The 25,235-nt window shown below is 74.5% G+C and carries 21 protein-coding genes; 6 read left to right on the top strand and 15 right to left on the bottom strand.

The genetic code is table 11. The features are described from left to right. Nucleotides 1-21 precede the first annotated feature (21 nt). The 13 genes from ACTHAM_RS04990 to ACTHAM_RS04930 form a co-directional block, all read right to left on the bottom strand. Nucleotides 22-1,245 (bottom strand): pyridoxal phosphate-dependent aminotransferase, encoded by a 1,224-nt coding sequence (locus tag ACTHAM_RS04990; RefSeq protein WP_440684972.1) that lies wholly within the window; start codon nucleotides 1,243-1,245, stop codon nucleotides 22-24. Between the two features lie 9 nt (nucleotides 1,246-1,254). Continuing rightward, entirely contained in the window at nucleotides 1,255-2,148 is an 894-nt protein-coding gene (locus ACTHAM_RS04985; protein ID WP_440684970.1) for a putative protein N(5)-glutamine methyltransferase, read from the bottom strand. Further along, nucleotides 2,141-2,995, bottom strand: a complete 855-nt coding sequence (locus ACTHAM_RS04980; RefSeq protein WP_440684968.1) for an NAD-dependent epimerase/dehydratase family protein — start codon at nucleotides 2,993-2,995, stop codon at nucleotides 2,141-2,143. Before ACTHAM_RS04980 ends, ACTHAM_RS04985 begins: the two co-directional genes overlap by 8 nt. A gap of 19 nt (nucleotides 2,996-3,014) precedes the next feature. Continuing rightward, on the bottom strand, nucleotides 3,015-3,290 hold the full coding sequence (locus ACTHAM_RS04975; RefSeq protein ID WP_440684966.1) for a DUF4031 domain-containing protein: 276 nt from the start codon (nucleotides 3,288-3,290) through the stop codon (nucleotides 3,015-3,017). 20 nt (nucleotides 3,291-3,310) lie between these two features. Next, a complete protein-coding gene (locus ACTHAM_RS04970; protein WP_440684964.1) occupies nucleotides 3,311-3,601 on the bottom strand; it encodes a WXG100 family type VII secretion target in 291 nt (96 codons plus the stop codon). A gap of 223 nt (nucleotides 3,602-3,824) precedes the next feature. Then, complete coding sequence (locus ACTHAM_RS04965; RefSeq protein ID WP_440684962.1) at nucleotides 3,825-4,565, bottom strand: HD domain-containing protein; 741 nt, start codon at nucleotides 4,563-4,565, stop codon at nucleotides 3,825-3,827. A 61-nt stretch (nucleotides 4,566-4,626) separates the two neighbouring features. Continuing rightward, a complete protein-coding gene (locus ACTHAM_RS04960; protein WP_440684960.1) occupies nucleotides 4,627-6,102 on the bottom strand; it encodes a sensor histidine kinase in 1,476 nt (491 codons plus the stop codon). Further along, nucleotides 6,099-6,827 carry a response regulator transcription factor gene (locus ACTHAM_RS04955; RefSeq protein WP_440684958.1) on the bottom strand — a complete coding sequence of 243 codons (729 nt, stop codon included), beginning with the start codon at nucleotides 6,825-6,827 and terminating at the stop codon, nucleotides 6,099-6,101. Before ACTHAM_RS04955 ends, ACTHAM_RS04960 begins: the two co-directional genes overlap by 4 nt. Before the next feature lie 94 nt (nucleotides 6,828-6,921). Continuing rightward, the gene (locus ACTHAM_RS04950; protein WP_440684956.1) at nucleotides 6,922-7,668 is read right to left on the bottom strand and encodes a type 1 glutamine amidotransferase; all 747 of its coding nucleotides are present in this window, start codon (nucleotides 7,666-7,668) and stop codon (nucleotides 6,922-6,924) included. 178 nt (nucleotides 7,669-7,846) lie between these two features. Continuing rightward, entirely contained in the window at nucleotides 7,847-8,614 is a 768-nt protein-coding gene (locus tag ACTHAM_RS04945; protein ID WP_440684954.1) for a PspA/IM30 family protein, read from the bottom strand. 91 nt (nucleotides 8,615-8,705) lie between these two features. Next, a complete protein-coding gene (locus ACTHAM_RS04940; RefSeq protein WP_440684952.1) occupies nucleotides 8,706-10,700 on the bottom strand; it encodes a TPM domain-containing protein in 1,995 nt (664 codons plus the stop codon). A gap of 132 nt (nucleotides 10,701-10,832) precedes the next feature. Next, entirely contained in the window at nucleotides 10,833-12,482 is a 1,650-nt protein-coding gene (locus ACTHAM_RS04935) for a DNA repair helicase XPB (protein ID WP_440684950.1), read from the bottom strand. A 52-nt stretch (nucleotides 12,483-12,534) separates the two neighbouring features. Continuing rightward, a complete protein-coding gene (locus ACTHAM_RS04930; RefSeq protein WP_440684948.1) occupies nucleotides 12,535-14,979 on the bottom strand; it encodes a helicase-associated domain-containing protein in 2,445 nt (814 codons plus the stop codon). Nucleotides 14,980-15,107: 128 nt separating this feature from the next. On the opposite strand from ACTHAM_RS04930, the gene ACTHAM_RS04925 reads away from it, so the two are divergent. The 6 genes from ACTHAM_RS04925 (at nucleotide 15,108) to ACTHAM_RS04900 (ending at nucleotide 23,683) form a co-directional block, all read left to right on the top strand. Further along, a complete protein-coding gene (locus tag ACTHAM_RS04925) occupies nucleotides 15,108-16,376 on the top strand; it encodes an EAL and HDOD domain-containing protein (RefSeq protein WP_440684946.1) in 1,269 nt (422 codons plus the stop codon). Nucleotides 16,377-16,486: 110 nt separating this feature from the next. Further along, on the top strand, nucleotides 16,487-17,839 hold the full coding sequence (locus tag ACTHAM_RS04920) for an MFS transporter (protein WP_440684944.1): 1,353 nt from the start codon (nucleotides 16,487-16,489) through the stop codon (nucleotides 17,837-17,839). Then, nucleotides 17,836-19,077 (top strand): M20 metallopeptidase family protein, encoded by a 1,242-nt coding sequence (locus ACTHAM_RS04915; protein WP_440684942.1) that lies wholly within the window; start codon nucleotides 17,836-17,838, stop codon nucleotides 19,075-19,077. The genes ACTHAM_RS04920 and ACTHAM_RS04915 overlap by 4 nt, the downstream gene beginning before the upstream one ends. Nucleotides 19,078-19,147: 70 nt before the next feature. Then, on the top strand, nucleotides 19,148-19,531 hold the full coding sequence (locus tag ACTHAM_RS04910) for a cold-shock protein (protein ID WP_440684940.1): 384 nt from the start codon (nucleotides 19,148-19,150) through the stop codon (nucleotides 19,529-19,531). 1 nt (nucleotide 19,532) lies between these two features. After that, nucleotides 19,533-20,450, top strand: a complete 918-nt coding sequence (locus tag ACTHAM_RS04905; protein WP_440684938.1) for a DUF3027 domain-containing protein — start codon at nucleotides 19,533-19,535, stop codon at nucleotides 20,448-20,450. Continuing rightward, complete coding sequence (locus ACTHAM_RS04900; protein WP_440684936.1) at nucleotides 20,447-23,683, top strand: sacsin N-terminal ATP-binding-like domain-containing protein; 3,237 nt, start codon at nucleotides 20,447-20,449, stop codon at nucleotides 23,681-23,683. The genes ACTHAM_RS04905 and ACTHAM_RS04900 overlap by 4 nt, the downstream gene beginning before the upstream one ends. A gap of 3 nt (nucleotides 23,684-23,686) precedes the next feature. Here ACTHAM_RS04900 and ACTHAM_RS04895 read toward each other — a convergent pair whose 3' ends face one another. Further along, entirely contained in the window at nucleotides 23,687-23,923 is a 237-nt protein-coding gene (locus ACTHAM_RS04895; protein WP_440684934.1) for a DUF2530 domain-containing protein, read from the bottom strand. Nucleotides 23,924-23,965: 42 nt separating this feature from the next. Beyond that, nucleotides 23,966-25,189: an EAL and HDOD domain-containing protein gene (locus ACTHAM_RS04890; protein WP_440684932.1), complete on the bottom strand. Its 1,224-nt coding sequence runs from the start codon at nucleotides 25,187-25,189 to the stop codon at nucleotides 23,966-23,968. Nucleotides 25,190-25,235 lie beyond the last annotated feature (46 nt).

Raw genomic sequence — 25,235 nt, 5'->3', positions numbered from 1 at the left:
CCGGCGGGGGTGGTCGCTGCGCTACTGGTGGTAGCTCGACAAGAAGTTGCCGATGCGCTCGACGGCCTCGGCGAGCACACGCGCCTCGGGCAGCGTCACGACGCGCAGGTGGTCGGGCGTGGGCCAGTTGAACCCGGTGCCCTGCACCAGCAGGATGTGCTCGCTGACCAGCAGGTCGTACACCAGGCGGCTGTCGTCGTGGATCTCGTGGACCTCGGGGTCCAGGTGGGGGAACAGGTACAGCGCACCGTCGGGGCGCACGCAGTGCACACCCGGGATCGACGTCAGCCCGCGCCAGGCGACGTCGCGCTGCACGTGCAACCGCCCCCCGGGGGCGATGAGCGCGTCGATGGACTGCACGCCGCCGAGCGCCGCCTGGATGGCGTGCTGCGCCGGCACGTTCGGGCACAGCCGCGTCGAGGCCAGCAGCATGATGCCCTCGAGGAACCCGCGGGCGTGCTCGCGCGGGCCCGTCACCACCAGCCACCCGGCACGGTACCCGGCGACCCGGTACGTCTTCGACAGCCCGTTGAACGTCAGGCACAGCAGGTCAGGGGCCAGCGAGGCCAGAGGGATGTGCTGCGCGCCGTCGAACAGGATCCGGTCGTAGATCTCGTCGGCGAGCAGCAGCAGGCTGTGCCGCCGGGCGATCGCCACGATGCCCTCGAGCACCTGGCGTGAGTACACGGCACCCGTCGGGTTGTTCGGGTTGATCACCACGAGCGCCTTGGTGCGCGGCGTGATCAACGACTCCAGGTGCTCCAGGTCCGGCTCCCAGCCGGCCTCCTCGTCGCACCGGTAGTGCACGGGAACCCCGCCGGACAGGCTGGTCATCGCCGTCCACAGCGGGTAGTCGGGGGAGGGCACCAGCACCTCGTCGCCCTCGTCCAGCAGCGCCTGGCACACCATGGTGATCAGCTCGGAGACACCGTTGCCGACGAACACGTCGTCGACGTCGAGCGGCGGGAAGCCGGGCGTCGTCTCGTAGCGGGTCACGATGGCACGTCGTGCGGGCAGGATGCCGCGGGACTCGGAGTAGCCGTGCGCGGAAGGGATCGCCGCGATGATGTCGCGCACGATCTGGTGCGGTGCGTCGAAGCCGAACGCCGCCGGGTTGCCCGTGTTGAGCTTGAGGATCGTGTGACCCTCGGCCTCGAGGCGGGCGGCCTCGTCCAGCGTCTTGCCCCGGATCTCGTACAGGACGTGGCGCAGCTTGGCGGACTGGTCGAGGGGACGCAGCGGCATGGCTCGAGCCTAGCCCCGTCGCAGGTCGGGGCCTTCCGGGCGGGTGCCGACGACCACCGTCGCGTCCAGCTCGTCGTCGGTGACCAGCCGGGCCTGCAGCCCGTGCTCGACCATGACGGCCAGCGCCACCGGTGCCTGACGGTCGCTGACCTCGACGAGCAGGTGACCGCCCGGTGCCAGCCAGTCGACTGCGACCCGGGCGAGCCGACGCTGCAGGTCCAGGCCGTCGTGGCCGCCGTCGAGCGCGACCGGGTGCTCGTACAGGCGCGCCTCGGCGGGCATGAGGACCACGGCATCGGTCGGCACGTACGGGGTGTTGGCGGTGAGCACGTCGACCCGGCCGCGCAGCGCGTCAGGCAGGGGTTCGTCCAGGTCGCCCTCGAGCACGCTCGCGCCGCGCGGCCCCAGGTTCCGGCGCGCGCACGCCACGGCGACCGGGTCGATGTCCGCTGCCACCAGGTGCGCGTCGGGGCGCGCCGCGAGCACGGCCAGACCGACGGCGCCGGACCCGCAGCACAGGTCGACGACCACCGGTGGCGGTGCAGCCGCGCCCCGGTGCGAGGCGTGCGACGCACCGAGCAGGCGGAGAGCCTCGTGCGCCATGAGCTCGGTGCGGCGACGCGGCACGAAGACTCCCGGCTCGACCGCCACGCGCAGCCCGCAGAACTGCGCCCACCCCAGCAGGTGCTCCAGCGGCTGCCCCTCGACCCGACGGGTGACGAGCGACTCGAGCGCATCCGGGTCGAGCGTGCCGTCGGCGCGCGTGGCGGCCTCGAGCAGCAGCGCAGCCTCGTCCTCGGCGAACACGCACCCGGCGGTCCGCAGCCGGGCGACGAGCGCGTCGGTGCCGTCGGTGCCCGGGCGGGGCTGAGGCCGAGACTGCGGTCGGGACTGCTCAGGCATCGGCGACGTGGTCGCGCCAGCTGTGCTGCGGCTCCCAGCCGAGCAGCCGGCGGGCCTTGTCGATCGACAGCAGCGTGGTGCGCTCCCCGATCTCGCCGCGCACGGGCACCTCGGGGAAGACCTCGGCGAGCAGCTCGGCATTCGGGCGGCTCATCACGGTGTCTGCGGCGGCGATGATGAACCGGTCGTACCCCGGTGGGGCGGACTCGAGCGCACGCAGCACGGCCTGCGCGCCGTCACGGCCGTCGATGTACGCCCACAGGTTCCACTTGCGCAGTGTCGCGTCGGCGTCGAACGCGGGGAACTGCGCGTAGTCCTCGGGGTCCATCACGTTGGAGAACCGCAGCGACGTGAGCGCCAGCTGCGGGTTCCACCGCACCAGCTCGATCGCGAGGGTCTCCTCGAGGTGCTTGCCCAGCGAGTAGACGGACTCGGGGCGCGCCGGGTACTCCTCGTCGACGGGGACGTACGGCGGCGGCGTGTCGAACGGCAGGCCGAGCACGGTCTCGCTCGACGCGTGCACGATCCGCCGGATGCCGAGCCGGGTCGCCGCCCACAGCACGTTGAAGGTCGCAGGCATGTTGTGGTGGAACGTCGCGACGTCGGGGACGATCCCCGGGGCAGGGATCGCCGCCAGGTGCACCACCGCGTCGAGGCCGTCGTGCTGGTCGTCGACCGCGGTGAGGGCGTCGACCACCTGCCCGTAGTCGGTCAGGTCGACCCGCACGAAGCCCGGCCCACGGGTGCCGTCCCGGTCGAGGTTGACGACGACGTGGCCGGCGGCGGCGAGCTCGCGCACCACCGTCCGACCGAGCTTGCCCGAGCCTCCGGTGACCGCGATACGCATGGCTCGATCCTCGCACCGGTCAGTGCCGGCGCGCGCGCTCCCTGGCCGGGACGCGCAGCCCGGAGGCACGCAACCGGCGGATCAGCTCGTGGGCCGAGACCGGCTGCGCACCGAGCTCCACGAGCTGGTCGTACAGCGAGTCGGGGATGTCGTAGTGGTCGTGGTCGAACGCCCGCTCGGGCAGGCCGGCGCGGGCGGCGAACGCGTGCAGCTCGGCCAGTGACGTGTCGGAGACCAGATGGCCCCACAGTCGCCCGTGGTTGGGCCACACCGGGGGGTCGACGAGCACGGTCACCGGCCGAGCGTACGGGGATGTCAGCGCACGAACAGCCGGCTGGCGTGCGACTCGGCCTCGGCGTAGGTGCGGGCCGCGGCGTTCATGGCCGCGACGATCTGCTCGAGCGAGGCGTCGACCCGGGCCTCGGTGGCCGACCAGTCGGTCATGACACCGGCGAACGCCCCGGCCGCCGCACCACGCCAGCCCGCCTGCAGCTCGGCGAGCTGACGGTGCATGGCCGCGACCTCGGTGCGGATGGTCGCGGCGCGTGCCTGGACCGATGCGGCGGATGTGGCCAGCTGCGCGCTGTCGACCTCGTACCTGCTCATGGGGACCTCCCGGGTGGCCGGAAGGCGCGGCGCCCGGGCGGGCACCGGCCGTTGTCCGGCGGTGGAGGTCCCGACGCTACGAGCGCTGCGGGGCCCGCCCGAGATTGCCGGACACCTACCGGGCGTCCGGCCCGTGAGCGCGGGCTGAGGGCGGTTCGGCACCGTCAGTGCCCGTCAGTGCCCCTCAGCGCCACGCTGGGCCATCCGCAGCCCCTGGTGCTGCTCAGGAGTCGACGTCGGACTGCTCGGCTGCCTGGCGTGCCGCAGCCTCCTCGGCCAACCGGCTCTGCTCCTTCTCCAGCCGCTGCAGCTCGCCCGACAGGTTCTGCCGCGCGGGCTCCTCCCACGCCGCGCCGAGGGGGCTGACGAACAGGGACTCGCGGTCCAGCAGCTTGTGCAGGATCCGCACCCGGGCCCGCACGTAGTCGGCCACGGGCAGGTGCGAGTACTCGGCCCGCACGTCGTGCAGGTACGCCTTGTACCGCTGCGGCTCGGCGGCCAGCATGGCCAGGTCGGCGTCGCACAGCACCGCGCAGTCGAAGTCGCTCGGGTCCGGGGCGTGCCGCACGAGGGCCACCACCAGGTCGCGCACACGGGCCGCGCGATCCGCGGGGACCCCCAGCTCGGTCAGCTCGGCGTAGGCCAGGGCGCCGCTGGCGACCTCGTCCTCACCGCCCTTGTTGGCGTACGCCTTCAGGTCTGCGGCGTCGAACACGGCCCCGTGGTACCAGGCGGCCAGGCGCACGAGCGCCGGCTCGTGGGTCTCCTCGGCGAGCTCGTCGACCCGCTGCAGGACGTCGACCAGGTGCCGGAGGTTGTGGAACTCGCGGCCGGGTGCGCTCCATCGGGCGACCAGCTCCTCGGCCCTGCTGTGCACCTCCGCCGGCGAGGCGGTCGCACCGGCCTCGAGAGCGCTGCGCTGGTACGCGGACAACAACCACTGCGGTGCGTCGATGACGCCCATGAACAAGCCTCACGTGACGGCGAACATGTCTCGGACCCGTCATCGTAGCCCGCAGTTGCCGTCACGAACCGCCCGGACCGGACGTGGACTGCTCCTGCGCCGCCAGAGCCAGGGGGACCCGCACCCGGACCGTGGTCCCGCCCCCCTCGGTCGCGGACAGGTCCACCGTGCCGTCGTGCGCCTGCACGATCGCGGCGACGATCGCCATGCCAAGGCCCGCACCGCCCGATTCCCTGGTCCGCGAGGCGTCCACCCGGTAGAACCGCTCGAACACGCGCGCGGCGTGCGCGGGGTCGATGCCCGGACCGTGGTCGCGGACCTCCAGCACCCCGGCCCCCTCGTGCGTGCCGACGGCGAGCTCGACCGGTGTCCCCGGCGGCGTGTGCTGGACCACGTTGCCGACCAGGTTCGCCACGACCTGCCGCAGGCGTGCCTCGTCGCCCGTCACGACGCACGGGCCGATGCCACCGTCGACCGTCAGCGGCACCAGACGGGTCGGTCGGCCCGGGTCCAGGGCGTGCAGGTCGCTGATCGCGTCGCCCGCCAGCACCGTCAGGTCCACGGGGTCCGTCCGCAGCGCCCGTCGCTCGTCCAGCCGGGCCAGGGCCAGCAGGTCCTCGACCAGGCCACCCATGCGGGTGGCGGACTCCTCGACGCGTCGCATCGTGTCGTCCACCTGTGCCTGCTCGCTCAGCGCGCCCATCCGGTACAGCTCGGCGTACCCGCGGATCGTGGCCAGCGGTGTGCGCAGCTCGTGCGAGGCATCGGCCACGAACCGGCGCATCCGGGCCTCGGAGGCGGTGCGCGCCTCGAACGCCTGCTCGATCTGGGTCAGCATGCCGTTGAGCGCCGCCGACAGCCGGCCGACCTCGGTGGACTCCGGGGCCGGCGGCACACGCCGCGACAGGTCGCCGTCCGCGATGGCAGCCGCCGTCGTCTCGATCTCACGCAACGGGCGCAACGAGCGCTGCACCGCCCAGCCGCCCACGACGACACCGATCAGCACGATGCCCAGCCCGGTGAGCACGATCGCCAGCGTGACCTGACGCACCGTGCGGTCCACGTCGAGCAGCGGCAGCGCCACCACCACCGACCCCTGCTGACCGAGCACGTTCGACTGCGGGTACGCCACGGCCCGCCAGCGCGAACCCGTCAGCGAGGAGTGCGTCGTGAACGGCACGCCGGACGCGGCCGCTGCCTCGTCGGCACCGATGTCGGGCACCGACGGCTCGCCGTACTGCGCGATCGCGGCGCGCGAGAGGAACGCCTTCTCCAGGCCGGGGAACTGCCAGCGCACGTAGTAGTCGCTGGGGGCGTACTCGCCGATCGACTGGCCGTAGAGCACCGCCTTGGCCTGGTACCCGGCTTCCGCCTGCAGCTTGTCGTCGACCTGCCCGACGAGCGTGCCCCGCAGCAGCGTCGCGGTGGCGGCGCCCGCGAGCATCAGGCCCGCACCGAGCAGCACCGCGATGATCGTCACCAGCCGGGTGCGCAGCGACACCCCCGCCCACCGGGCGTGCGTGGCCTCGAAGGTCACGACTGCTCGCGCAGCAGGTACCCCACGCCCCGCTTGGTGTGGATCAGGGGCGGCAGGCGGTTCCCGTCGGCGTCCTCCAGCTGGTCGACCTTGCGCCGAAGGTACGAGATGTACGACTCGACGATGTTGGCGTCACCCACCCAGTCGTACTGCCACACGTGGTCGAGGATCTGCGCCTTGGACAGCACCCGTCCCGGGTTGAGCATGAGGTAGCGCAGCAGCTTGAACTCGGTGGGCGACAGCTCGATGTCGTGGCCTGCGCGGCGCACCTCGTGCGAGTCGTCGTCCAGCTCCAGGTCGGCGTACCGCAGCACGCTCGAGTCGTCGACGTCGCCGGGTTGCGTGCGGCGCAGGATCGCCCGGATGCGCGCCACGACCTCCTCCAGGCTGAACGGCTTGGTGACGTAGTCGTCGCCGCCGACCGTCAGGCCCTGCACCTTGTCGGAGGTGTCGTCGCGCGCCGTGAGGAACAGCACGGGCACGTGCTGGCCCTTCTCGCGCAGGCGCCGGGTGACGGTGAACCCGTCCATGTCGGGGAGCATCACGTCGAGCACCACCAGGTCCGGCTCGACGTCGCGGGCCAGCTGCAGGGCATGGCCACCGTCCGCCGCGGCGTGCACCTCGAACCCGGCGAAGCGCAGCGACGTGGCGAGCAGCTCGCGGATGTTCGGCTCGTCGTCCACGACGAGCAGGCGCGCCTCGGGCGCGGACGACGGGGCGGTCATGCACCCAGTCTGCCGGGCCGGCCTGGGAGCCGCCTGGGAGCCGGCTCCACGTTCCCGCCCCGCTCCGGCGGGCGTCGCGGGCGCCCCGGACCCGTCAGACGAGGACGGCGTCCTGCGTGCGCTCCCGCACCACACCGGCGAACGTGCGGGCCAGGAGCGCGCCGTGCGCCGCGATCGACCGGTCGTGCCGCTGCACGGCCTCGTCGACGGCCGCCGTGTCGACGTCCGCGTGCAGCTGCGCCCACGCGTGCAGCGTCGCGGGGGAGGCCTCCGGGTGGAACTGCAGGCCCCACGCGGACGGGCCGACCCGGAACGCCTGGTACGGGTACTGGCGCGAGTGCGCGAGCCACACGGCACCCCGGGGCAGGTCCACCACGGCGTCGGCGTGCATCGACGGCATCGGGGTCGTGCGGCGCTCCTCCGGCGTCCCCGGGTCGAGCAGGGGCCCGACGAGCGCGTCGGTGAGGGCCTCGGGGCGCCAGTGCACCTCGATGACACCGGCCTCACGGCCGGGAGGGGCCGCCACGTGCACGCGACCGCCCTGCGCGACGGCCAGCAGCTGGGCGCCCAGGCAGATGCCGAGCGTCGGCACACCGGCGGCGACCGCCTCGGCCAGCAGCGTGCGTGTCGCGGCGATGCCGGGGACGTCCACGTCGAGCGCGGACATCTGGCCGCCGAGGACGATCAGGCCGTCGCCGACCTCGTCGACGGTGAGGGGCTCGCCACGGTAGGCGTGCACGGTGCGGGTCTCGACACCGTCCAGCCAGTCGGCGAAACGGTCGAGGGGGACGCCGGCATCGAGCTGCACGACGGTGACGACGGGGGTGTGCGCAGGACTCACGAGGAGGCACGGTACCCCCCGCTCGTCCCATGACCGAAGCCGCGCAGGTCACATGGTGGTCACGGTATGAGAACGCTGCCACGCCGACGTGGTGAAGGCTCGGCGCACGAGGGTCCAACGTGCCGGGCGAACCGGGTGAGGCCCGCGCGCACCCGGCGCTCGGGCCTCACCCGTCACGTCAGGGGGCCTCGATGGCCGGGGTGACCTGGGTGGGTGCGATCTGCGGCGTCGACGAACCGGACTTCAGCTGGGCGAGCCGGGCCTCGATCTCCAGTGACGCGGTCGACTGCTCGAGCTCGGCGAACTGCGAGTCGAAGCTCGACGCGGCGATCTCGGCCTGGCCCATGGCCACCGCCTCCTCGCGGCGCACCTTGTCCTCGAACCGGGCCAGCTCGCTCGTGGGGTCCAGCACGTTGATCGAGGAGATCGCGGTCTGCACGGTCTGCTGCGCCTGCGCCGACTTCTGCCGGGCCACGAGCGTGTCCCGGCGCTGCTTGAGCTGGCCGAGCTTGTCCTTCATCATCGCCAGGCCGGCCTTGAGCTTCTCGACCGTCTCGCGCTGCTGGGCGATCATCGGGCCCGCGTCACGGACCTCCTGCTCGGCGGTGATCTGCTTGCCGAGCGCGACCTTGGCCAGGTTGTCGAACTTGTCGGCGTTGAGCGCGTCGCCCGCGGCGCGGTACTGGTCGGCCCGTGCGGAGGCGGCCAGCGCCTTCTGACCCCACTCGCTCGAGGCCCGCACGTCCTCGTTGTAGTCCTGCTCGGCCAGGCGCAGGTTGCCGATGGTCTGCGCGATGGCCTTCTCGGCGTCCGCGATCGAGTTCGTGTAGTCGCGCACGAGCTGGTCCAGCATCTTCTGCGGGTCCTCGGCGCTGTCGATGAGCGCGTTGATGTTCGCACGGGTGAGCTGGGTGATGCGTCCGAAGATGGACTGCTTCTCGGTCATCGGTCGTGCCTTTCGTCGTAGGAACACCTGCGTCCTTGCCGTTCAACTCGTCCTGGTGCCGTGGACCGGCCGTCCTTGTGCTGCCCGGCCGTCAGAACCCGCCGCCGTGGCCTCCGTCGCCGAAGCCGCCCCCGTCGCCGCCGCCGAACCCACCGCCGTCGCCGAAACCGCCGCCCCCGCCGAACCCGCCCCCGCCGCCCCCGCGCAGGATCGAGTCGATGAGGATGCCCCCGAGCACCATGCCGCCGACGCCGTTGAACGGGCTGCCACCGCCCCCGCGGCGCGCCTGGTCCTGCTCGGCCCGCTCGACGTCACCCTGGGCGCTCCACTGCGCCTCCTGGACGAGCTTCTCGCCACGGCCGGCCGCATTGAGGGCCGCCGCCGGGTCGAGGACCTGCTGGTCGAGGGCCGACCGGAACAGACGGGTCGCCTCCGCCAACCGGGTGCGTGCCGCCGGACCCACGGCGCCGCGGCGGGTCTCGATGTAGTCGGTGGTCGCGCGGATCGAGGAGTCCAGCCGGCCCAGCGTCTCCACGAGCTGCGCCTGGGCCCGGCGGGCGACCTCCTCGGCCTGGCGCCGTGGAGCCAGTGCGCGGTCGAGCGCCGCCTCCGCCTCGCCGATGCGGCGCAGGGCCGCCAGCGGGTCGCCGCCGCCGTCGCGGGCCGCCCGTGCCTCCTCGACGGCGGTGCGGGCGTCCTGCGCGAACGGGGCGATGTCGGCGCTGCCGGCCGCGAGGCGGTCGACGTCGCCGAGGTCGGCGCTGATCGACTCGATCGCCGCCGAGAGCCGCACACCCGCGGAGGCCAGGTCCTTGCCGGCGCGGTCGACCGCGTCCAGCAGCGTGCCGACCTGGCCGAGGGCCTCCTGCGCGGCGCGCGCGTAGCCGACGGCGGTGGCGCGGTCCTCGGCCGCGACGGCCGCCCGGCCCTTCGCCACGGCGTCGCTCACCTGCTCCAGCAGCAGACGCGCCTGCGCGGGGTTGTGCGCGACCGAGGCCAGCGACTGCGCCGGGTAGGTCGCCCCGAGCGTGGCCAGGGTGGCGTTCGCGGTGTCCACACGTGCAGCGCAGGCCGCGGCGGCGCGCTCGTGCTCGTCGAGCGCGGTCGGCACGGTCGCCTGCGCGTCGCGCAACGCGTCGAACGCCGCAGCCTGGGCGTCGAGCTCGCCGGAGACCTTCGCGCACTGGCGGATGATGAGCATCGCGGTCTCGCGGACCTGCGGCTCGGTGTCCGGGATGTCGTCGTCGAGCGTCTGACGCAGCCTGAACGCCTCCATGACCTGCGCCTTCGCCTGCGCGAGGACCGTGTCGAACTCCTTGACGGCCTCGTCGCCGAACTGCGCGTGCGCGAACCCGAGCTCCTGCTCGGACGTGCGCAGGGCGTCGTCCAGGGCGACCAGCGCCGACGACGAGCGCCGGTCCAGCTCGGCGGTGGGCAGCGCGTCGAGCCCGTCGCCCTCGCCGGGGGCGCCCGGGCCGGTGATGACCGGGGAGCCCGCACGGCGGCCGCGGGCCGCCACGACGGCGACGATCACGCCGATCACGACGAGCCCGCCCAGCAGGAGCCAGACGAAGGTCCCGCCGGAGCCGCCCGTGGCTTCCTCCCGGATCGCGTCGGCCGTGGCGATCGCCGCACCCGCCCAGTCGCCGTCCCGCAGCGCGTCCTCGGTCTTCGAGGCGATCGAGCTGAGGTCGCTGCTGGACAACCCCTCGACGCTGTCCGGCGCGAGCAGGTACTGCCGTGCGTCGACGGCCACGGCGAGCATGAGGTCCTGCGAGCCGAGCCCGGACGCCTCGGCGGTCGCCTGCACCCACTCGTCGGGAGTGGCGTCGCCGAAGTCGTCCACGTACACCACGTACAGCTGGTAGTCGGTCTCGGTGGCCAGCTGGTCCAGGGCGGCCTGGACGTCGTCCGTGCTGCCCTCGAGCGCACCGACGGGGTCGGTGATCTCGGCGGTGAGCGTCAACGGGTCGGTGGTCGGCAGAGCCAGGGCCGACGCGGCCGGCGCCAGGCCCAGCGCCAGGGCGCCGAAGGACGCGGCGACCGCGGCCAGGCGCGCCGACCGGGCTCGCGCCGATGGCCTCACCCCTCCGGCGGCGGAGGAAAGGGACGACACGGACCTGCGACGACGGGGAGGCACGGGTTCGATCCTTTCTCAGGCCGGCACACCGGTGCAACGTGGGGTGCCGACCCCCGGTTCCCGTCCGGGGCGGTGGCGTCAGCGAGGACCTGCGTCCAGGTCCTCGGCGTCCAGGATCGTGTAGGCGTAGCCCTGCTCGGCCAGGAACCGTTGACGGTGGGCGGCGAACTCCTGGTCGACGGTGTCGCGGGCCACGACCGTGTAGAAGTGCGCCGTGCGCCCGTCGCCCTTGGGGCGCAGCAGCCGGCCCAGACGCTGGGCCTCCTCCTGCCGCGAGCCGAACGAGCCCGACACCTGCACGGCGACGGACGCCTCGGGCAGGTCGATCGAGAAGTTCGCCACCTTGGACACCACCAGCTTGGTGATCTCGCCCGCGCGGAACGCGTCGAACAGGCGCTGGCGTTCGCGGACCGTCGTCTCGCCCGTGATCAGGTCGGCGCCGATGTGCTCGGCGAGCTCGTGCAGCTGGTCGAGGTACTGGCCGATGACCAGGGTCGGCGCGCCGTCGTGGGACGCGACGATCTGCTCGACGACCTTGTTCTTGCCGGACGCGGTGGCCGCGAGGCGGTACTTGTCCTCCGGTTCGGCCGTCGCGTAGGTCATCCGCTCGGAGTCGGGCAGCGTGAGCCGGACCTCGATGCAGTCGGCGGGCGCGATGTAGCCCTGCGCCTCGATGTCCTTCCACGGCGCGTCGAACCGCTTGGGGCCGATGAGGCTGAAGACCTCGTCCTCACGGCCGTCCTCGCGCACGAGCGTGGCCGTCAGGCCGAGCCGGCGGCGGGCCTGCAGGTCGGCCGTCATGCGGAAGATCGGCGCGGGCAGCAGGTGCACCTCGTCGTAGACGACCAGACCCCAGTCGCGCGCGTCGAGCAGCTCCAGGTGCGTGTAGACGCCCTTCCGCTTGGTCGTCAGCACCTGGTAGGTGGCGATGGTGACCGGGCGGACCTCCTTGCGGGCACCGGAGTACTCGCCGATCTCGTCCTCGGTCAGGGACGTGCGCTTGACCAGCTCGTCACGCCACTGCCGCGCCGAGACGGTGTTCGTCACCAGGATCAGCGTGGTGGTGCCCGACCGTGCCATGGCGCCCGCGCCGACCAGCGTCTTGCCGGCGCCGCACGGGAGCACCACCACGCCCGAGCCGCCGTGGAAGAAACCGTCGACGGCCTGCTGCTGGTACGGACGCAGCGACCAGCCGTCCTGCCGCAGCTCGATCGGGTGCGCCTCGCCGTCGACGTAGCCCGCGAGGTCCTCCGCCGGCCAGCCGAGCTTGAGCAGCACCTGCTTGAGGTGCCCGCGCTCGGAGGGGTGCACCACGACGTCGGTGTCGTCCAGGCGCGCCCCAAGCAGGCCTGCGGTGCGCTTGGACCGGGTCACCTCGGCGAGCACCGCGGCGTCGAGCGCGTGCAGCACGAGCCCGTGCACCGGGTCCTGCACCAGCTGCAGGCGCCCGTACCGGGACATCGTCTCGGCGACGTCGACCAGCAGCGCGTGCGGCACCGGGTAGCGGGAGTACTCCAGCAGCACGTCGACGACCTGCTCCGCGTCGTGCCCGGCGGCGCGGGCGTTCCACAGGCCCAGCGGGGTCAGCCGGTAGGTGTGCACGTGCTCCGGGGCGCGCTCGAGCTCGGCGAACGGGGCGATCGCGCGCCGGCAGGCCTCGGCCTGGTCGTGGTCGACCTCGAGCAGCAGCGTCTTGTCGCTCTGCACGATGAGCGGGCCGTCGGGCACGCGCGCCTCCTGGGGCTGGGTGGTGTGGCGGTGTAGCGGGTTCGGTCAGGTGTCAGGCGCGGGTCACCGAGGCGATGCGGTGCACGGCGACGGTCAGCTCGGCCTCACGTTCGGCGTCCACGGCACGCAGGCGGCCGCCCTCGACCACCACCGGGCGCAGCAGCCGTCGCTGCGGCACGCCCTGCGAGCCGACGAGCTCGACCCACACCTGCGCGCGCTCGGCGGCGGCCTCACGCAGCAGCACCAACGCCTCGGCGGGCTCGGCTGTTCCGCCGCCCGCCGGGACCCCGCTGCCGCCCAGTCCGTCGGGGCCCGACAGGTCGGACCCCGCGGCCGTGGAGGTGCCGGCGCCGTCGGGCTCGGCGGTCCGCAGCCGACGGACCAGCGAGGCCAGGCGTGCGGTGGGGTCGCCCGCGGGCGCCGCGGCGCCGTCGAGCGCACGTCGGCGGGCGCGGTCGGCGACCCGGCCGCGCACCCGGTGCACCGTCAGCGCGGTGTGCACCACCTGACCGTCGGGCGTCTCGGCGACCGGGGCCAGGCCGTGCTCGCGCAGCGCGTCGAGCAGCTCGCCGGTGGGTGCCTGCGCCGCCAGCACGGTCGGGGCCAGCTGTACCAGGCCCAGCCGCGCCAGACGCGGGTCGTCGACCAGACCGGCCAGCAGCGAGGGGTCGTCGGAACGCACGTAGCTGGAGGCCATGCCGGCCCGCAGGCGTCCGTGCCGCCGGGCCGCGTCGCGGACCAGGTACTCCAGCGCCTGCGGCACCCCGCCGCGGGCGCGGGTGGCCAGCTCGGACAGCAGGTCGTCCGCCGTGCTGCCGCCGTCGAGGGCCGCGCGCACCGACGCCGGGGTGAAGCGCACCGTCAGTGCGCCGCCGCGGGACTCCACCACGGCGGCACGGTCGAGCAGGTCCTCCAGGGCGGCCGTCGGGCGGCCCGGGACGACGCCCGTCAGGTCGCCCTGCAGCAGCAGCTCGTCGACCGGCTCCGGCAGCGTGGCGGCCAGGGCCCGCGCGGCCGGTGTGGCACCGGTGACGGCCGCGTCGCTCACCGAGACCGCCGAGCTCGCCTGGGTCGCCGGGGCTGTCGGGGGCAGGGCGGGCGCGGTGGCGTCCTCGGCGGCACCGTCGGTGCCTGCGCCGAGCAACGCCCGACCGGACGGGGAGAGTGCGCCCGCGCCGACGACCCCGAGCAGGGACGCCTCGGCAAGCACGGCCGCGACGGCCGCGGTGGGCGGGACGGCGCGCGGCGTGCGCCACCGCAACGTCTCGACCACCCGCTCGGCGCCGGGCGCCGAGCCGTCCGGGGCGTCGGCCAGCACGTCGAGCACCGAGCGGCGCAGCCGGGGCGCCCACGGGCGGTGCAGCTCGGGGTCGAGCGCCGCCACCACGGTGCCGCGCTCGTCGCGCCCGCCGACCAGCCACGGCGTGCGGGTGGTGGTCAGCCAGACGCCGGCCAGCCGCGCCCAGCGGTCGGGCAGCGGGGTGGCGGCCCACTCGTCGGCGAGCACGGTCGGCACGAACGACGGTGTCTCCTCGCCGTCGTCGGCCACGAGCCCGGCCGCACCGGCCAGCTCGACCACGAGCGCCGCCTCGGCCTCCTCGACCTCCAGCAGCCCGGCGGTCCGCCGCAGGTCGCGCACCCCGAGGCCCCCGGCGCGCAGCACCGCCGGGGGTGTACGCCCCCACAGGCGCACCAGGTGCGCCACGAGCCGCACGGCGCGTTCGGCGGCGGCGGTCGACTCGGCGCTCACCAGCGCGGCCGGACGGTCGACCGCCTCGGTGCCGAGCGACGGCGCGCGAGCCGGCTCGCGGTGCGTGCGGCCCTCCCGCAGGGCGAGGGCGACCGCGCGCGGCAGCACGACGTGCCGTGCGTCGCCCTGGTCGAGCAGCCCGTGCTCGGTCAGCCACGCGACGGCCTGACCTGCCGGGGACCCCGCCGGGGGCGCGACCCCGACCGGAGGCCCCCAGGTCAGCGCGTCGAGCACGGGGCGGGCCCCGGCGGGCGCCCCCGCCAGCAGCGCGTCCAGCTCCTGCGGATCCCGTGGCGGCTGCGCGGCCGCCTGCCGCCGGGCCGGCATCTCGGCCGTGCCGTCCAGCGGGACGAGCCCGGCAGGGAACGGCCCGAGCACCTCGGCCAGGCCGGGGCTCGTGTGCAGCGGTGCGTCAGGGGTGTCCTCCTGCGGCCACAGCAGGGCCAGTGCGACCGCCTCGTCGATCGCGTGCGTCACCGCACGGGCGTCCGCCGGGTCGGCGGCGCCGACCGCCTGCAGGACCTGGTCGCGGCGGAGCGGTCCGAGGGCGACGACGGTCTCCAGCACCTGCAGGACCTGCGCGTCGACGTGCGTCAGTGCGCGTTCCAGCCCGGTACGGTTCGTCGACCGCGCAGCCAGCGAGGTCAGCGTCGCCGGGGAGGGCGCCGCCAGGTCGGGGCGTCGGCGCAGCAGCTCGACGAGCATGTCGTCGCCGCGCGAGCGCAGGTACCCCGTGAACGTGGCCATCCGCACCACGATACGTGGGTGGAGTTCCTCACGCCCCGGACGCCGGGGTCGATGGGAGGGGGAGCTGAGTGGGGAAAGGTCACCTGTCAGCACGACGCGACCAGGTACGTCACGCGGAAGGTGGTCACGTGAGCTCTGGCCCGATCGAGGTGCTCCCGCCTGCGGTCCGGGAGATCTGCGTGGGTCGGCAGGCCATCCACGACGTGCTCGGTCGGGTGGTCGGGCACGAGCTGCTGTTCCGGCCGAGCCGGACCGCCGATCGTTCGGGTGTGGGCATCGGCCCCGAGACCGAGGGTGTGCGGGTCACCGGCGACGACGAGGCCACCGCCTCCGTGATCGTGGCCACCACCACCGAGTTCGGCACGCGTGACCTGGCCGGTGACGGTCAGCTGTTCGTCAACCTGCCGCGCTCGTTCATCGTCGACGAGCTGCCCGTGCCCCTCGACCCCCGCCGCGTCGTGCTCGAGGTGCTCGAACGGGTCGCCCCGGACGAGCAGGTCATGGCGGGGCTGGACCGTCTGCACCGCCGGGGCTTCGCGCTCGCGCTGGACGACTACGCGCCGGGTGACCACCGCGAGGAGATGCTCCCGCTGTGCGAGTACGTCAAGGTCGACCTGGGCGACGTACCGGTCGAGGCGCTGCCCGACCTGGTCGCCCACGTGCGTCGACAGGCGCCGCGCGCGCGGCTGGTGGCCGAGCGGGTCGAGACCGCCGACGACTTCACGCTGGCGGCCGACGCCGGGTTCGACCTGTACCAGGGCTACCACCTGCGTCGACCGGTCGTGCTGTCGCGGCCCGCGCTGGTGCACCACGCGCTGGTGGCCTCCCGGCTGCTCGTGCGCCTGGGCGACCCGCACGTGTCCTACCGGGTGCTGGCGCGGCTGACCGCCGCCGACCCGGCCATCACCCTGAAGGTGTTCCGCGTCGTGAACTCCGTGGCCGGCGCCGGGCAACGGGTGCGCAACCTGCACCAGGCCCTCGTGCTGCTGGGTCGTTACCGGTTCCGGTCGATGCTGGTGCTCGAGGTCATGGCGATCGCCGGGCACCGCGACGACGAGGTCGCCCTGCGGTCCCTGGCCCGTGCGAGCGCCGCGGAGATCCTGGTGCCGCACGACCCTCTGGCCGCGTCCACCGAGACCCTGGTGCGGATGGTCGCCGAGCTGCTCGACATGAGCGTCGAGGAGCTGGGGACCTCGATCCACCGCACACGCCCGACGCACGAGGTGGAGGTGGCCTGCGACGTGCTCGACGCGTACCTGGCCGCCGTGGAGTTCGACACCGAACCGGTGGCCGAGCTCTCACGCGAGATGTTCGCGGTCTCGATGGCGTACCTCGCGGGGGTGCGCGAGGCCCGCGAGCTGCTCAGCGGGGTGCTCGGGCCGCTCCCGCTGGACTGAGCCGGCGACCCCGCCGAGCCCGCGTCACCCGTGGTTACCCACCGGTAACCTGCGCGGTGGACACTGGCGTCCCAGCATGCGGGCGCCGTCCCGCGCGGCGAGGAGGGGTCATGGCGGTCGGCCGTCGTCGGATCGTGGTCGCGAGCACGGGCGGGATCTTCGTCGAGTCCCTCGACTGGACGATCTACGGCTTGCTGGCGCCGTACTTCGCCGGGCAGATCTTCCCCGGGGCGGACCGGGTGACGCAGGTGCTCAGCGCCTACGTCGTGTTCGCCGTCGGGTTCATCGCCCGACCCGTCGGCTCGTTCCTCATGGGCCGGCTCACCGACACCCGCGGCCGGCGGACAGGGCTGCTGGCCTCCGTCAGCATGATCGCCGTCGGCTCCGCCCTGATCGCCGTCGCACCCACGCACGCCGCGGTCGGCGCCTGGTCCGCCGTGATCGTCGTGCTGGCCCGCATGCTGCAGGGCATCGCCATGGGCGGCGAGGTGGCCACCGCGGCGACCTACGTGGTCGAGGTGGCCCCCGCCGACCGGCGGCACCGGTTCGGGGCGTTCGCGTACTCGGGCGACGCGCTGGGCACCCTGGCCGGGACGATCGTGCTGGCGGTGCTCCTGGGTGCGATGGGCGTCGACGGCGTCGAGGACGGCGGGTGGCGCATCGCGTTCGCCGTCGCCTCGCTGTGCGGTCTGCTCGCCCTGTGGATCCGCCGCGGCGTGCCCGAGTCCGAGGTGTTCGAGAAGGTCCGGGCCGCCGGTGTCGGACCGACCCTGCCGCTGGTGCGTGCGCACGCCGGACGGATGCTGCTGGCGTTCATGCTCACGATCGGATCGACCATGGGCGTGTACCTGGGCAGCGTCTACCTGCCCGAGCTGGCCGTGCACACCGGGCGGTACACCGAGGCGCAAGCCACCTCGCAGCACACCGTCGCCCTGGTGTGCCTGCTCGCGGCGATGATCGCCTCAGGGTTCCTGGCCGACCGGTTCGGGCCGCTGCCACTCATCCGCACCGGGTTCACCGCCGCCGCGGTGCTCGTGGTGCCGCTCCTGCTCGCGATGGCCTCCGGTGTGCTGCCGTACGTGGTCGCCGCACCGCTGTTCACGACCTGCATCGGGCTGCAGCTGGGCGTGACCCCGGTGGCGGGGGCCCGGCTGTTCCCGGTGCCCATCCGTGCGGTGGCCCTCGGGGTGCCCGCGGGGGCGGCCATCGCGCTGTTCGGCGGCACGTTCCTGTTCGTCGCGGAGTGGCTCGTCTCGCGCGACGCCCTCAGGCTGGTGCCCGTGTACGCGGCGATCGGTCTGACGGTCTCGGCGGTCGGCGCGTGGCGCGTGTCCGAACGGCTGCTGTACCCCGTCGACACGCTCGCCGGCACGCGAGCCGACGCGGCCGGCGCCGACCCCGACCCACTGCCCGACCGGGTGCCTGCCCGCTCCGCACCCTCGTCAGCGAAGGACCCGATGTGACCACCGACCCCGCCGCGCAGCCGTTCCTGGACCCCGGCACCCTCGCCGGGCTGCGCGCCGACGCCGCCGCACAGCTCGAGCAGGTCGTCGCGCTGCGCCACGCGCTGCACCGCACACCCGAGATCGGCCTGGACCTGCCCGCCACGCAGGCACTCGTGCTCGACGCGCTCGCGGACCTCGACCTGGAGGTCACGACCGGGACGGGGCTCAGCTCGGTCGTTGCCGTGCTGCGCGGCGCGTCGCCCGGCCCGGCCGTGCTGCTGCGTGCCGACATGGACGCGCTCCCCGTCACCGAACGCTCGGGCGAGCCGTTCACGTCCGAGCGCGACGGCGTCATGCACGCGTGCGGTCACGACCTGCACGTGGCCGGCCTGGTCGGTGCCGCCCGGCTGCTCGCCGCCCGACGTGAGCAGATCGCCGGGTCGGTCGTGCTCATGTTCCAGCCCGGCGAGGAGGGCGACCACGGCGCACGCCTGATGATCGAGGAGGGCGTGCTCGACGCCGCGGGGGAGCGGGTCGTGGCCGCCTACGGCCTGCACGTCATGTCCTCGATGCTGCCCGCGGGGCTGGTGACCTCACGGCCCGGCACGCTGCTGGCTGCGGCCGACACGGTGCACGTCACGGTGCACGGTGCCGGCGGCCACGGCTCGATGCCGCATCTCGCGCTCGACCCCGTGCCCGTCGCCGCCGAGATCGTCCTGGCCCTGCAGGCCATGGTGACCCGCCAGTTCGACGTGTTCGACCCGGTCGTGGTCACCGTCGGCCGGATCGCCGCAGGCACCACGGACAACGTCATCCCCGCGACCGCGCACCTGGAGGCCACGGTCCGCACGTTCTCCGAGCCCGTGCACGCGCTGGTGCCCGAGCGGGTGCAGCGGGTGTGCGAGGGTGTCGCCGCCGCGCACGGCCTGACCGTGAGCGTGGACTACCAGCGCGGGTACCCGGTCACCGTCAACCGCCCGGACGAGTTCGCGCGCGTGGGGCGACTGACCACCGCGCTGTTCGGCGAGCGCGCCTTCCTGGAGGCCCCCCAGCCGATCTCCGGTGCCGAGGACTTCTCGTACGTGCTGCAGCAGGTCCCCGGGGCGTACCTGGCGGTCGGGGCGACACCGGTGGGTGCCGACCCGACGACGGCCGCCTACAACCACTCCGCGCAGGCGCGGTTCGCCGACGAGGCGCTCGCGGTGGGGCCGGCCGTGCTGGCGGCGCTCGCGCTCGACCGGCTCGCGCAGGGCTGACCGACCCCGGAGCGGCTGCATGCCGGTAGCCTGGGGCCGTCCATGTTCTCCGAGGATCCCAGAGGTTGCGGTGCCCACCGGCAAGGTCAAGTGGTTCGACACCGAACGCGGCTTCGGCTTCATCGCCAGCGACGACGGCGGTGAGGTGTTCCTGCACGCCTCCGCCCTGCCCGCGGGGGTGACCGCGCCGAAGCCCGGCGCCAAGGTCGACTTCGGCGTGGCCGACGGCCGGCGCGGCCCGCAGGCGCTGTCCGTCACGCTGCTGGACCCGGTGCCCTCGGTCGCCAAGGCGCAGCGCAAGCCCGCCGACGACATGGCGATCATCGTCGAGGACCTGATCAAGGTGCTCGACAAGGTCGGCAACGACCTGCGCCGCGGCCGGTACCCCGAGAAGGCCCGCGCCACCCAGTACGCCACGCTGCTGCGCGCCGTCGCCGACGACATCGAGGCCTGACGTGGCTGCCGCGACGAAGGACGCTGTGCTCGGCTCGGCCGTCGAGCTCGCCCGCGAGGTCGCCCTCGGCCTCGCCGAGCAGCCCTCGGACGTCGGTGAGCACCTCGGTCTGGTCGTCGAGGGCGAGCGTCTCGTCTCGCACCGGTTCGCGTGCACGGCGCGCGGGTACCGCGGCTGGGAGTGGACCGTCACCGTCGCCCGGGTGCCCCGCGCCCGGACCGCGACCGTCTGCGAGGCCGAGCTGCTGCCCGGCCCGGACGCCGTGCTCGCGCCCGCCTGGGTGCCGTGGGCCGACCGTCTGCGTCCGGGCGACATCGGGCCCGGGGACGTGCTGCCGTTCCGCGCCGACGACCCGCGCCTGGAGCCGGGGTGGACGCCGTCGGGCGACCCCGAGCTCGACGCGGTCGCCATCGACGAGCTGGCGCTGGCCCGTGCCCGGGTGCTCTCGCCCGAGGGGCGCGACGAGGCCGCCGAGCGCTGGTACCGCGGGTCGCGCGGACCGACGTCCGCGGGGTCGCTCGCCTCGGCGGCGGCGTGCGGGTCGTGCGGGTTCCTGGTCGCGCTGCGCGGGTCGCTCGGCACGGTGTTCGGGGTGTGCGCCAACGAGTGGTCGCCCGACGACGGCAAGGTCGTCAGCGTGGACCACGGCTGCGGTGCCCACTCCGAGACGGACGTCGACCCGGTGCCCAGCGACTGGCCGGCGCCGGACCCGCTGATCGACGAGGCCCTGCTCGAGATCGTGGAACCCGAGGAGCGGGCCGAGCCCGCAGCGACGGGCGCCGCACCGACGGATGCCGCAGCGGCCGCGGAGGAGACCCCCGAGGTCGACGAGCCTGCCGCGGACGAGGCTCCTGCCGTCGACGAGGCACCCGCCGTGGACGGGGCTCCCGCCGAGCCCGACACCGACCAGGGGCCGTGAGCCCCGACGTCTTCGGCACGGCGGACCTGCGCGCCGCCGTCCTGGAGGCGTGGCGTCTGTCACCGGCACGCCTGCGCGAGGACGCCAACCTCGAGGAGGACCACGCCCGGGGGTACTACCGCGACCGTGTGCTCGTCGAGCTGGCGCAGAACGCCTCCGACGCCGCGGTGCGTGCCGGGGTCCCCGGGCGGTTGCTCCTGCGCCTGACGCACGCCACCGACGGCCCGGAGGACGGGTCCCGGCACGTGGCCGGCGACCGGTCGGGCGGGCCGGTGCTCGTCGCGGCCAACACCGGTGCGCCGCTCGACGTCGCCGGGGTGGCCTCGCTCGCGTCGATGCGGGCCTCGGCGAAGTGGCCGGGCACGGCGCACCGGACGGACGCCGGCGCACCCCACGGGGGTGCCGTGGTCGGGCGGTTCGGCGTCGGGTTCGCGGCCGTCCGGGCCGTGTCCGACGACGTGTCGGTGCTCTCGACCACGGGCGGTGTGCGGTTCTCGCTGGCGGACGCCCGGGCACTGCTGGACCAGGCGGGCGCGCAGGACCGTGTGCTGGCCGAGGAGGTGCACCGACGTGACGGCTCGCTGCCGGCGCTGCGCCTGCCGTTGCCGGCCGACGGCCGCCCGCCGAGCGGCTACGACACGGCCGTCGTGCTGCGGCTGCGTGACGAGGTCGCCGCCGACGAGGTGCGTGCGTTGCTGGCCGAGGTCGGGGACCCGCTGCTGCTGGGCCTGCCGGGGCTGGTCGAGATCGTCGTGGAGGACCTCACCTCCGACGCCCCGGGCCGGCGGGTGGCCGATGCGGCGTCCCGGTGGCACGTGGCCAGCGGCCAGGGTGAGCTCGCCGCGCACCTGCTGGCCGACCGGCCGGTCGAGGAGCGCGGCAGCCGGTCGTGGCGGGTGACCTGGGCCGTGCCTCGCGCCGGTGTCGACGTGGGCTGGGACCCCGTGGTGCACGCCCCGACGCCCACGGACGAGGACTGCACGGTCCCGGCGCTGCTGATCGCGACGGTGCCGCTGGACCCCTCGCGACGGCACGTGGCGGCCGGGCCGGCCACCGACGCCGTGCTCGACCACGCCGCGGACGTGCTGGCCGAGCTGGCGCAGGAGCTGGCCCGCGAAGGCGGCGACCCGCTGTCCCTGGTGCCCACGGGGTTCGCGGCCGGCACGCTCGACGGGTCGCTGCGGGCGCGGGTGGTCGCTCGGCTGGCGCGCACGCCGCTGCTGCCCACGCACGACCCCGCCGACGAGGGCGGGTTCGTGGCACCGGACCGTGCGGTCGCGGTCGCCGGTGCGGTGGGGCGCGACGAGGGCGCGGTCGAGGCGCTGGCGCACGCCGTGGCCGACCTGGTGCGTGTCCCGCCGGGCCGCGAGACCGAGGCCCGGGTGCTCGGGGTCGAGGTGCGTCCGCTGGCGGACGTGGTCGAGCAGCTGCCGACCGACCCGGCTGTGCCGTGGGCGCGGCTGTACGCGGCGCTGGCTGCCGCGGACGCGGACCCGCAGGTGCGCGAGGCGCTCGGGGGGCTGCCCGTCCCGCTCGTCGACGGGCGGGTCGTGCGGGGGGTGCGGGGCACGGTCCTGCTGGCCGCCGACGTGGTCGACCGGGTCGGGGCGAGGGCGTTGGCGCTGCTCGGTCGCTGGGGGTTGCGGGTGGTGGATCCTGCTGCCGCGGACCCGCTGCTCGGGCGGCTCGGCGCGGACGAGACCGGCGCCGCGGGGCTGCTCGGCAACCCGGCGGTGCGCGCGGCCGTGCTGGCGCAGGCGGACGACGACGACCTGGAGCTCGCGGACGAGGTGACCGACGCGGTGCTCGCCCTGGTGGCGGCGGTGCTGCACGACGACGACCCGGAGGACGGGGCGCAGGCCGCCGAGGGGCGGCTCGCGGTGCCGACCCTCGAGCCCGGTGTGGCCGCGTGGCTGGGTCTGCTCACGCTGCCTGCCGCGGACGGTGAGCCCACCCCCGCGCACGGCCTGGTCCTGCCCGGCTCACCGGCCGCGCAGCTGCTCGACCACCGGGTGCTGGCCCCGGTGGCGCTGGAGACCGTGGAGCGCTGGGGTGCGCGCGCCCTGGTGACTGCCGGGGTGCGGCAGGACCTGGTGCTCGTCGCGCTGCCCGACCAGGTCGCGGACGCCGACGCGCTCGACCCGGACGCGACGGACGCCGCGGCGCTGGCCGCCCAGCAGCTCGACGGGTGGCCGGAGTACCTGGACGACCTGGCGGTGCGGCTGGGTGCGGGGGAGTACGTGGGCGACCTGGTGGCCGTGGCCGACCTGGATGCGGTCGACGTGGATGCGTGGCCCCGCGTGCTGCACCGGATCGCGTCGACGACGGCGTTGCGCGACGCGCTGCTGGTACCGGTGCGGGCGGAGCGGGGCGGCCACGCGCCGTCGTACACGCAGTGGTGGGTGCGCACACGATCGGGTGCCGTGCCCGATGGCCCCTTCGCGGTGGACGGGGCTGCCGCGGTGCTGGCCGCGACGCTGCCCGGTGCACCCCCGGCTCTGGCGGGGCTCGACGTGCAGGTGCAGCGGGCTCTGGGAGGTGTCGCGGAGACGACCGAGCTCGACGCGGACGGTTGGACGGCGGTGCTGGGTGGGCTGGGGCGCGTCGGCTCGGCGGTCGAGGTGCGTACGGCCGTCGCGGTGTGGCGTGGCCTTGCGGGATGGTCCGTGGCGTCGCACGCGGGCGACGGGAAGGGCCCGCAGCCTGGTGCCGCGACGGACTGGGCGCCGGCCACGGTGCCGGCGCTGGTGGGCCCCGGGCGGGTCGCCGTGGTCCGTGCCGAGGACGCCGCGGTGGCCGACGCACCCTTCTGGTGGCAGCGGACCGACGTGGCGGCGATGGTCCCGGCGGTCGACCCAGGGCGGGCGGCTGCCCTGGCGGCGTTCCTGGACGTGCCGCACGCCGCCGACCTGGCCGAGGGGCTCGTCGACGCGCAGGGCGCCCTGGTGGACGTGCCGCCGGAGGTCCGTGCCCTGCTCCCCGGGGCCCCGGACCGCTGGTACGAGCACGAGGACCTGACGGTCGACGGTGCACCGGTCGACTGGTGGGTGCTGGGCTCGGGTGCGGACGCGCAGGTGCACGCGACGACCGTGTCCGGGCTGGCCGCCGGCCTGGCGTGGGCCGTGGGTGGTTGGACGTTGCGGCACGCCGTGGAGCAGGTGCTCACCGACCCGGACCGGGCGGTGGAGGTGCAGCTGGACGGGCTGCACACCCCTGACGAGGGCGGCTGCTGAGGTTCAGTCGGTGTGGCTGCGCGTCCAGAGCAGGGCGAGCACGCCGAGCACGAGACCCGCGACGCACACCGCGACGGCCTGGCCGGGTGCCCGGCCGGTGAGGGCGAGCACGCCGACGACGATCAGGCCGACGGTCCACAGCGCCATGCCGACGAGCACCACGTGCCGCAGGTCGACCTTCACGGGGTCCACCGGCGACTGGGTGCTCGGGTTCATCAGGTCCTCGCGCAGGGTGCCCACGGGCCCGAGCCTACTGCGCGCCCGTGGGGCGCCGGACGCCGCTCAGCCGGCCGAGCTGATCGCCAGCGCGCTCGCCGTGGCCAGGGCCTCGGGCACTGCCGCCAGGTACGTGTGCGCCACGTCGAACGGCTCCAGACCGGTGGCCAGGACCCCCTCGACGTCGTTCTCCTCGTGGGCCAGCACGGCCGCCAGGGCCGGTCCGTACGGTCCCGTGGACGTGCGCAGCGCCTGGGCGATGTCGTCCGAGACGCCGGTGCGCCGCACGAGGTCGTCCACGGAGTAGTGCTGCTGCGCGGCGACGGCGGACAGCAGCCCGACCGTGTACCCCGCGTCGGAGCCGGCCAGCGAGCGCACGGTCTGGGCCCGGGTGAGCACGGCCCACAGGGCGCCGACGGTGGTCGGGCGGGCGTCGATGAGGGAGGCCATCGCCAGGGCGGCCAGCTGCTGCGGGCCGACCAGCACGACGGCCTGGTGCACGGAGTCGACGCGTGAGCGCATGCCGTACGAGCTGGAGTTGACCAGGTGCAGCACGCGGATCGCGAGCTCGGGGTCGGAGCCGACCATGCGAACCACGGCGGCCTGGTCGATCGAGTCGGCCGAGAGCAGCTGCATCAGCTCGAGGCACTGCAGCTCGCCGGCGGTGAAGTCGCGGCCGGTGACCTCGTGGTTGCGTTCGAACATCGGGCCCTGCAGCAGGTCGATGCCGATCTCGCGGGACAGGCGGATCCGTTCGCGGGTGTCGGCGCGCTCGCCGATGACGCCCGCGCCGCTGTGGTGCGCACGCTCGACCAGGGTCGCGATGCGGTCGGCGCTGCGCGCCGTGTCCAGCTTCACGTGGTCGACGTACGGCAGCAGCGCGTCCTGCGAGGCGGTCCCGCTGTAGTCGCCGAGCACGAGTCGCTGCCCGGAGCCGCGCAGCGTGGAGGCGAGCGCGACCGCGTCGTCACGCATGGCCAGCGGCAGCGGGATCTCCAGCAGGAGTCCGCTGCGGGGCGGGGTGAGCTGCTGACGTCCGGTGAAGATGCCGGTGGTGGCGCGCAGCACGAGCGGACGGTCGCCGCCGAGCGCCTCCAGGTCCAGCTGGCCCAGCTCGGCGTCCACCAGGTGCTCGACGCGGTCGTCGGCCTCCGGGGTGCCGCCGGCGCCGATGATCTGCGCCCGGACCGCATAGCCGAAGACGCTACGGTCCGGGTGGACGATCGGCTGACGCTGGATCGTCACGGACCCGACGTGACGTCGGAAGCTGAAGTCGTGCAGCACGCTCATCGTCCCTCCCTCGTGTTCTTGAGCTGTCCCTCGCACCATCGGTCGG

This window comes from Cellulomonas soli (genome assembly GCF_052036975.1).
Classification (GTDB): Bacteria; Actinomycetota; Actinomycetes; order Actinomycetales; family Cellulomonadaceae; genus Cellulomonas; species Cellulomonas soli_A.
This window is presented reverse-complemented; position numbering and strand designations above follow the sequence as displayed.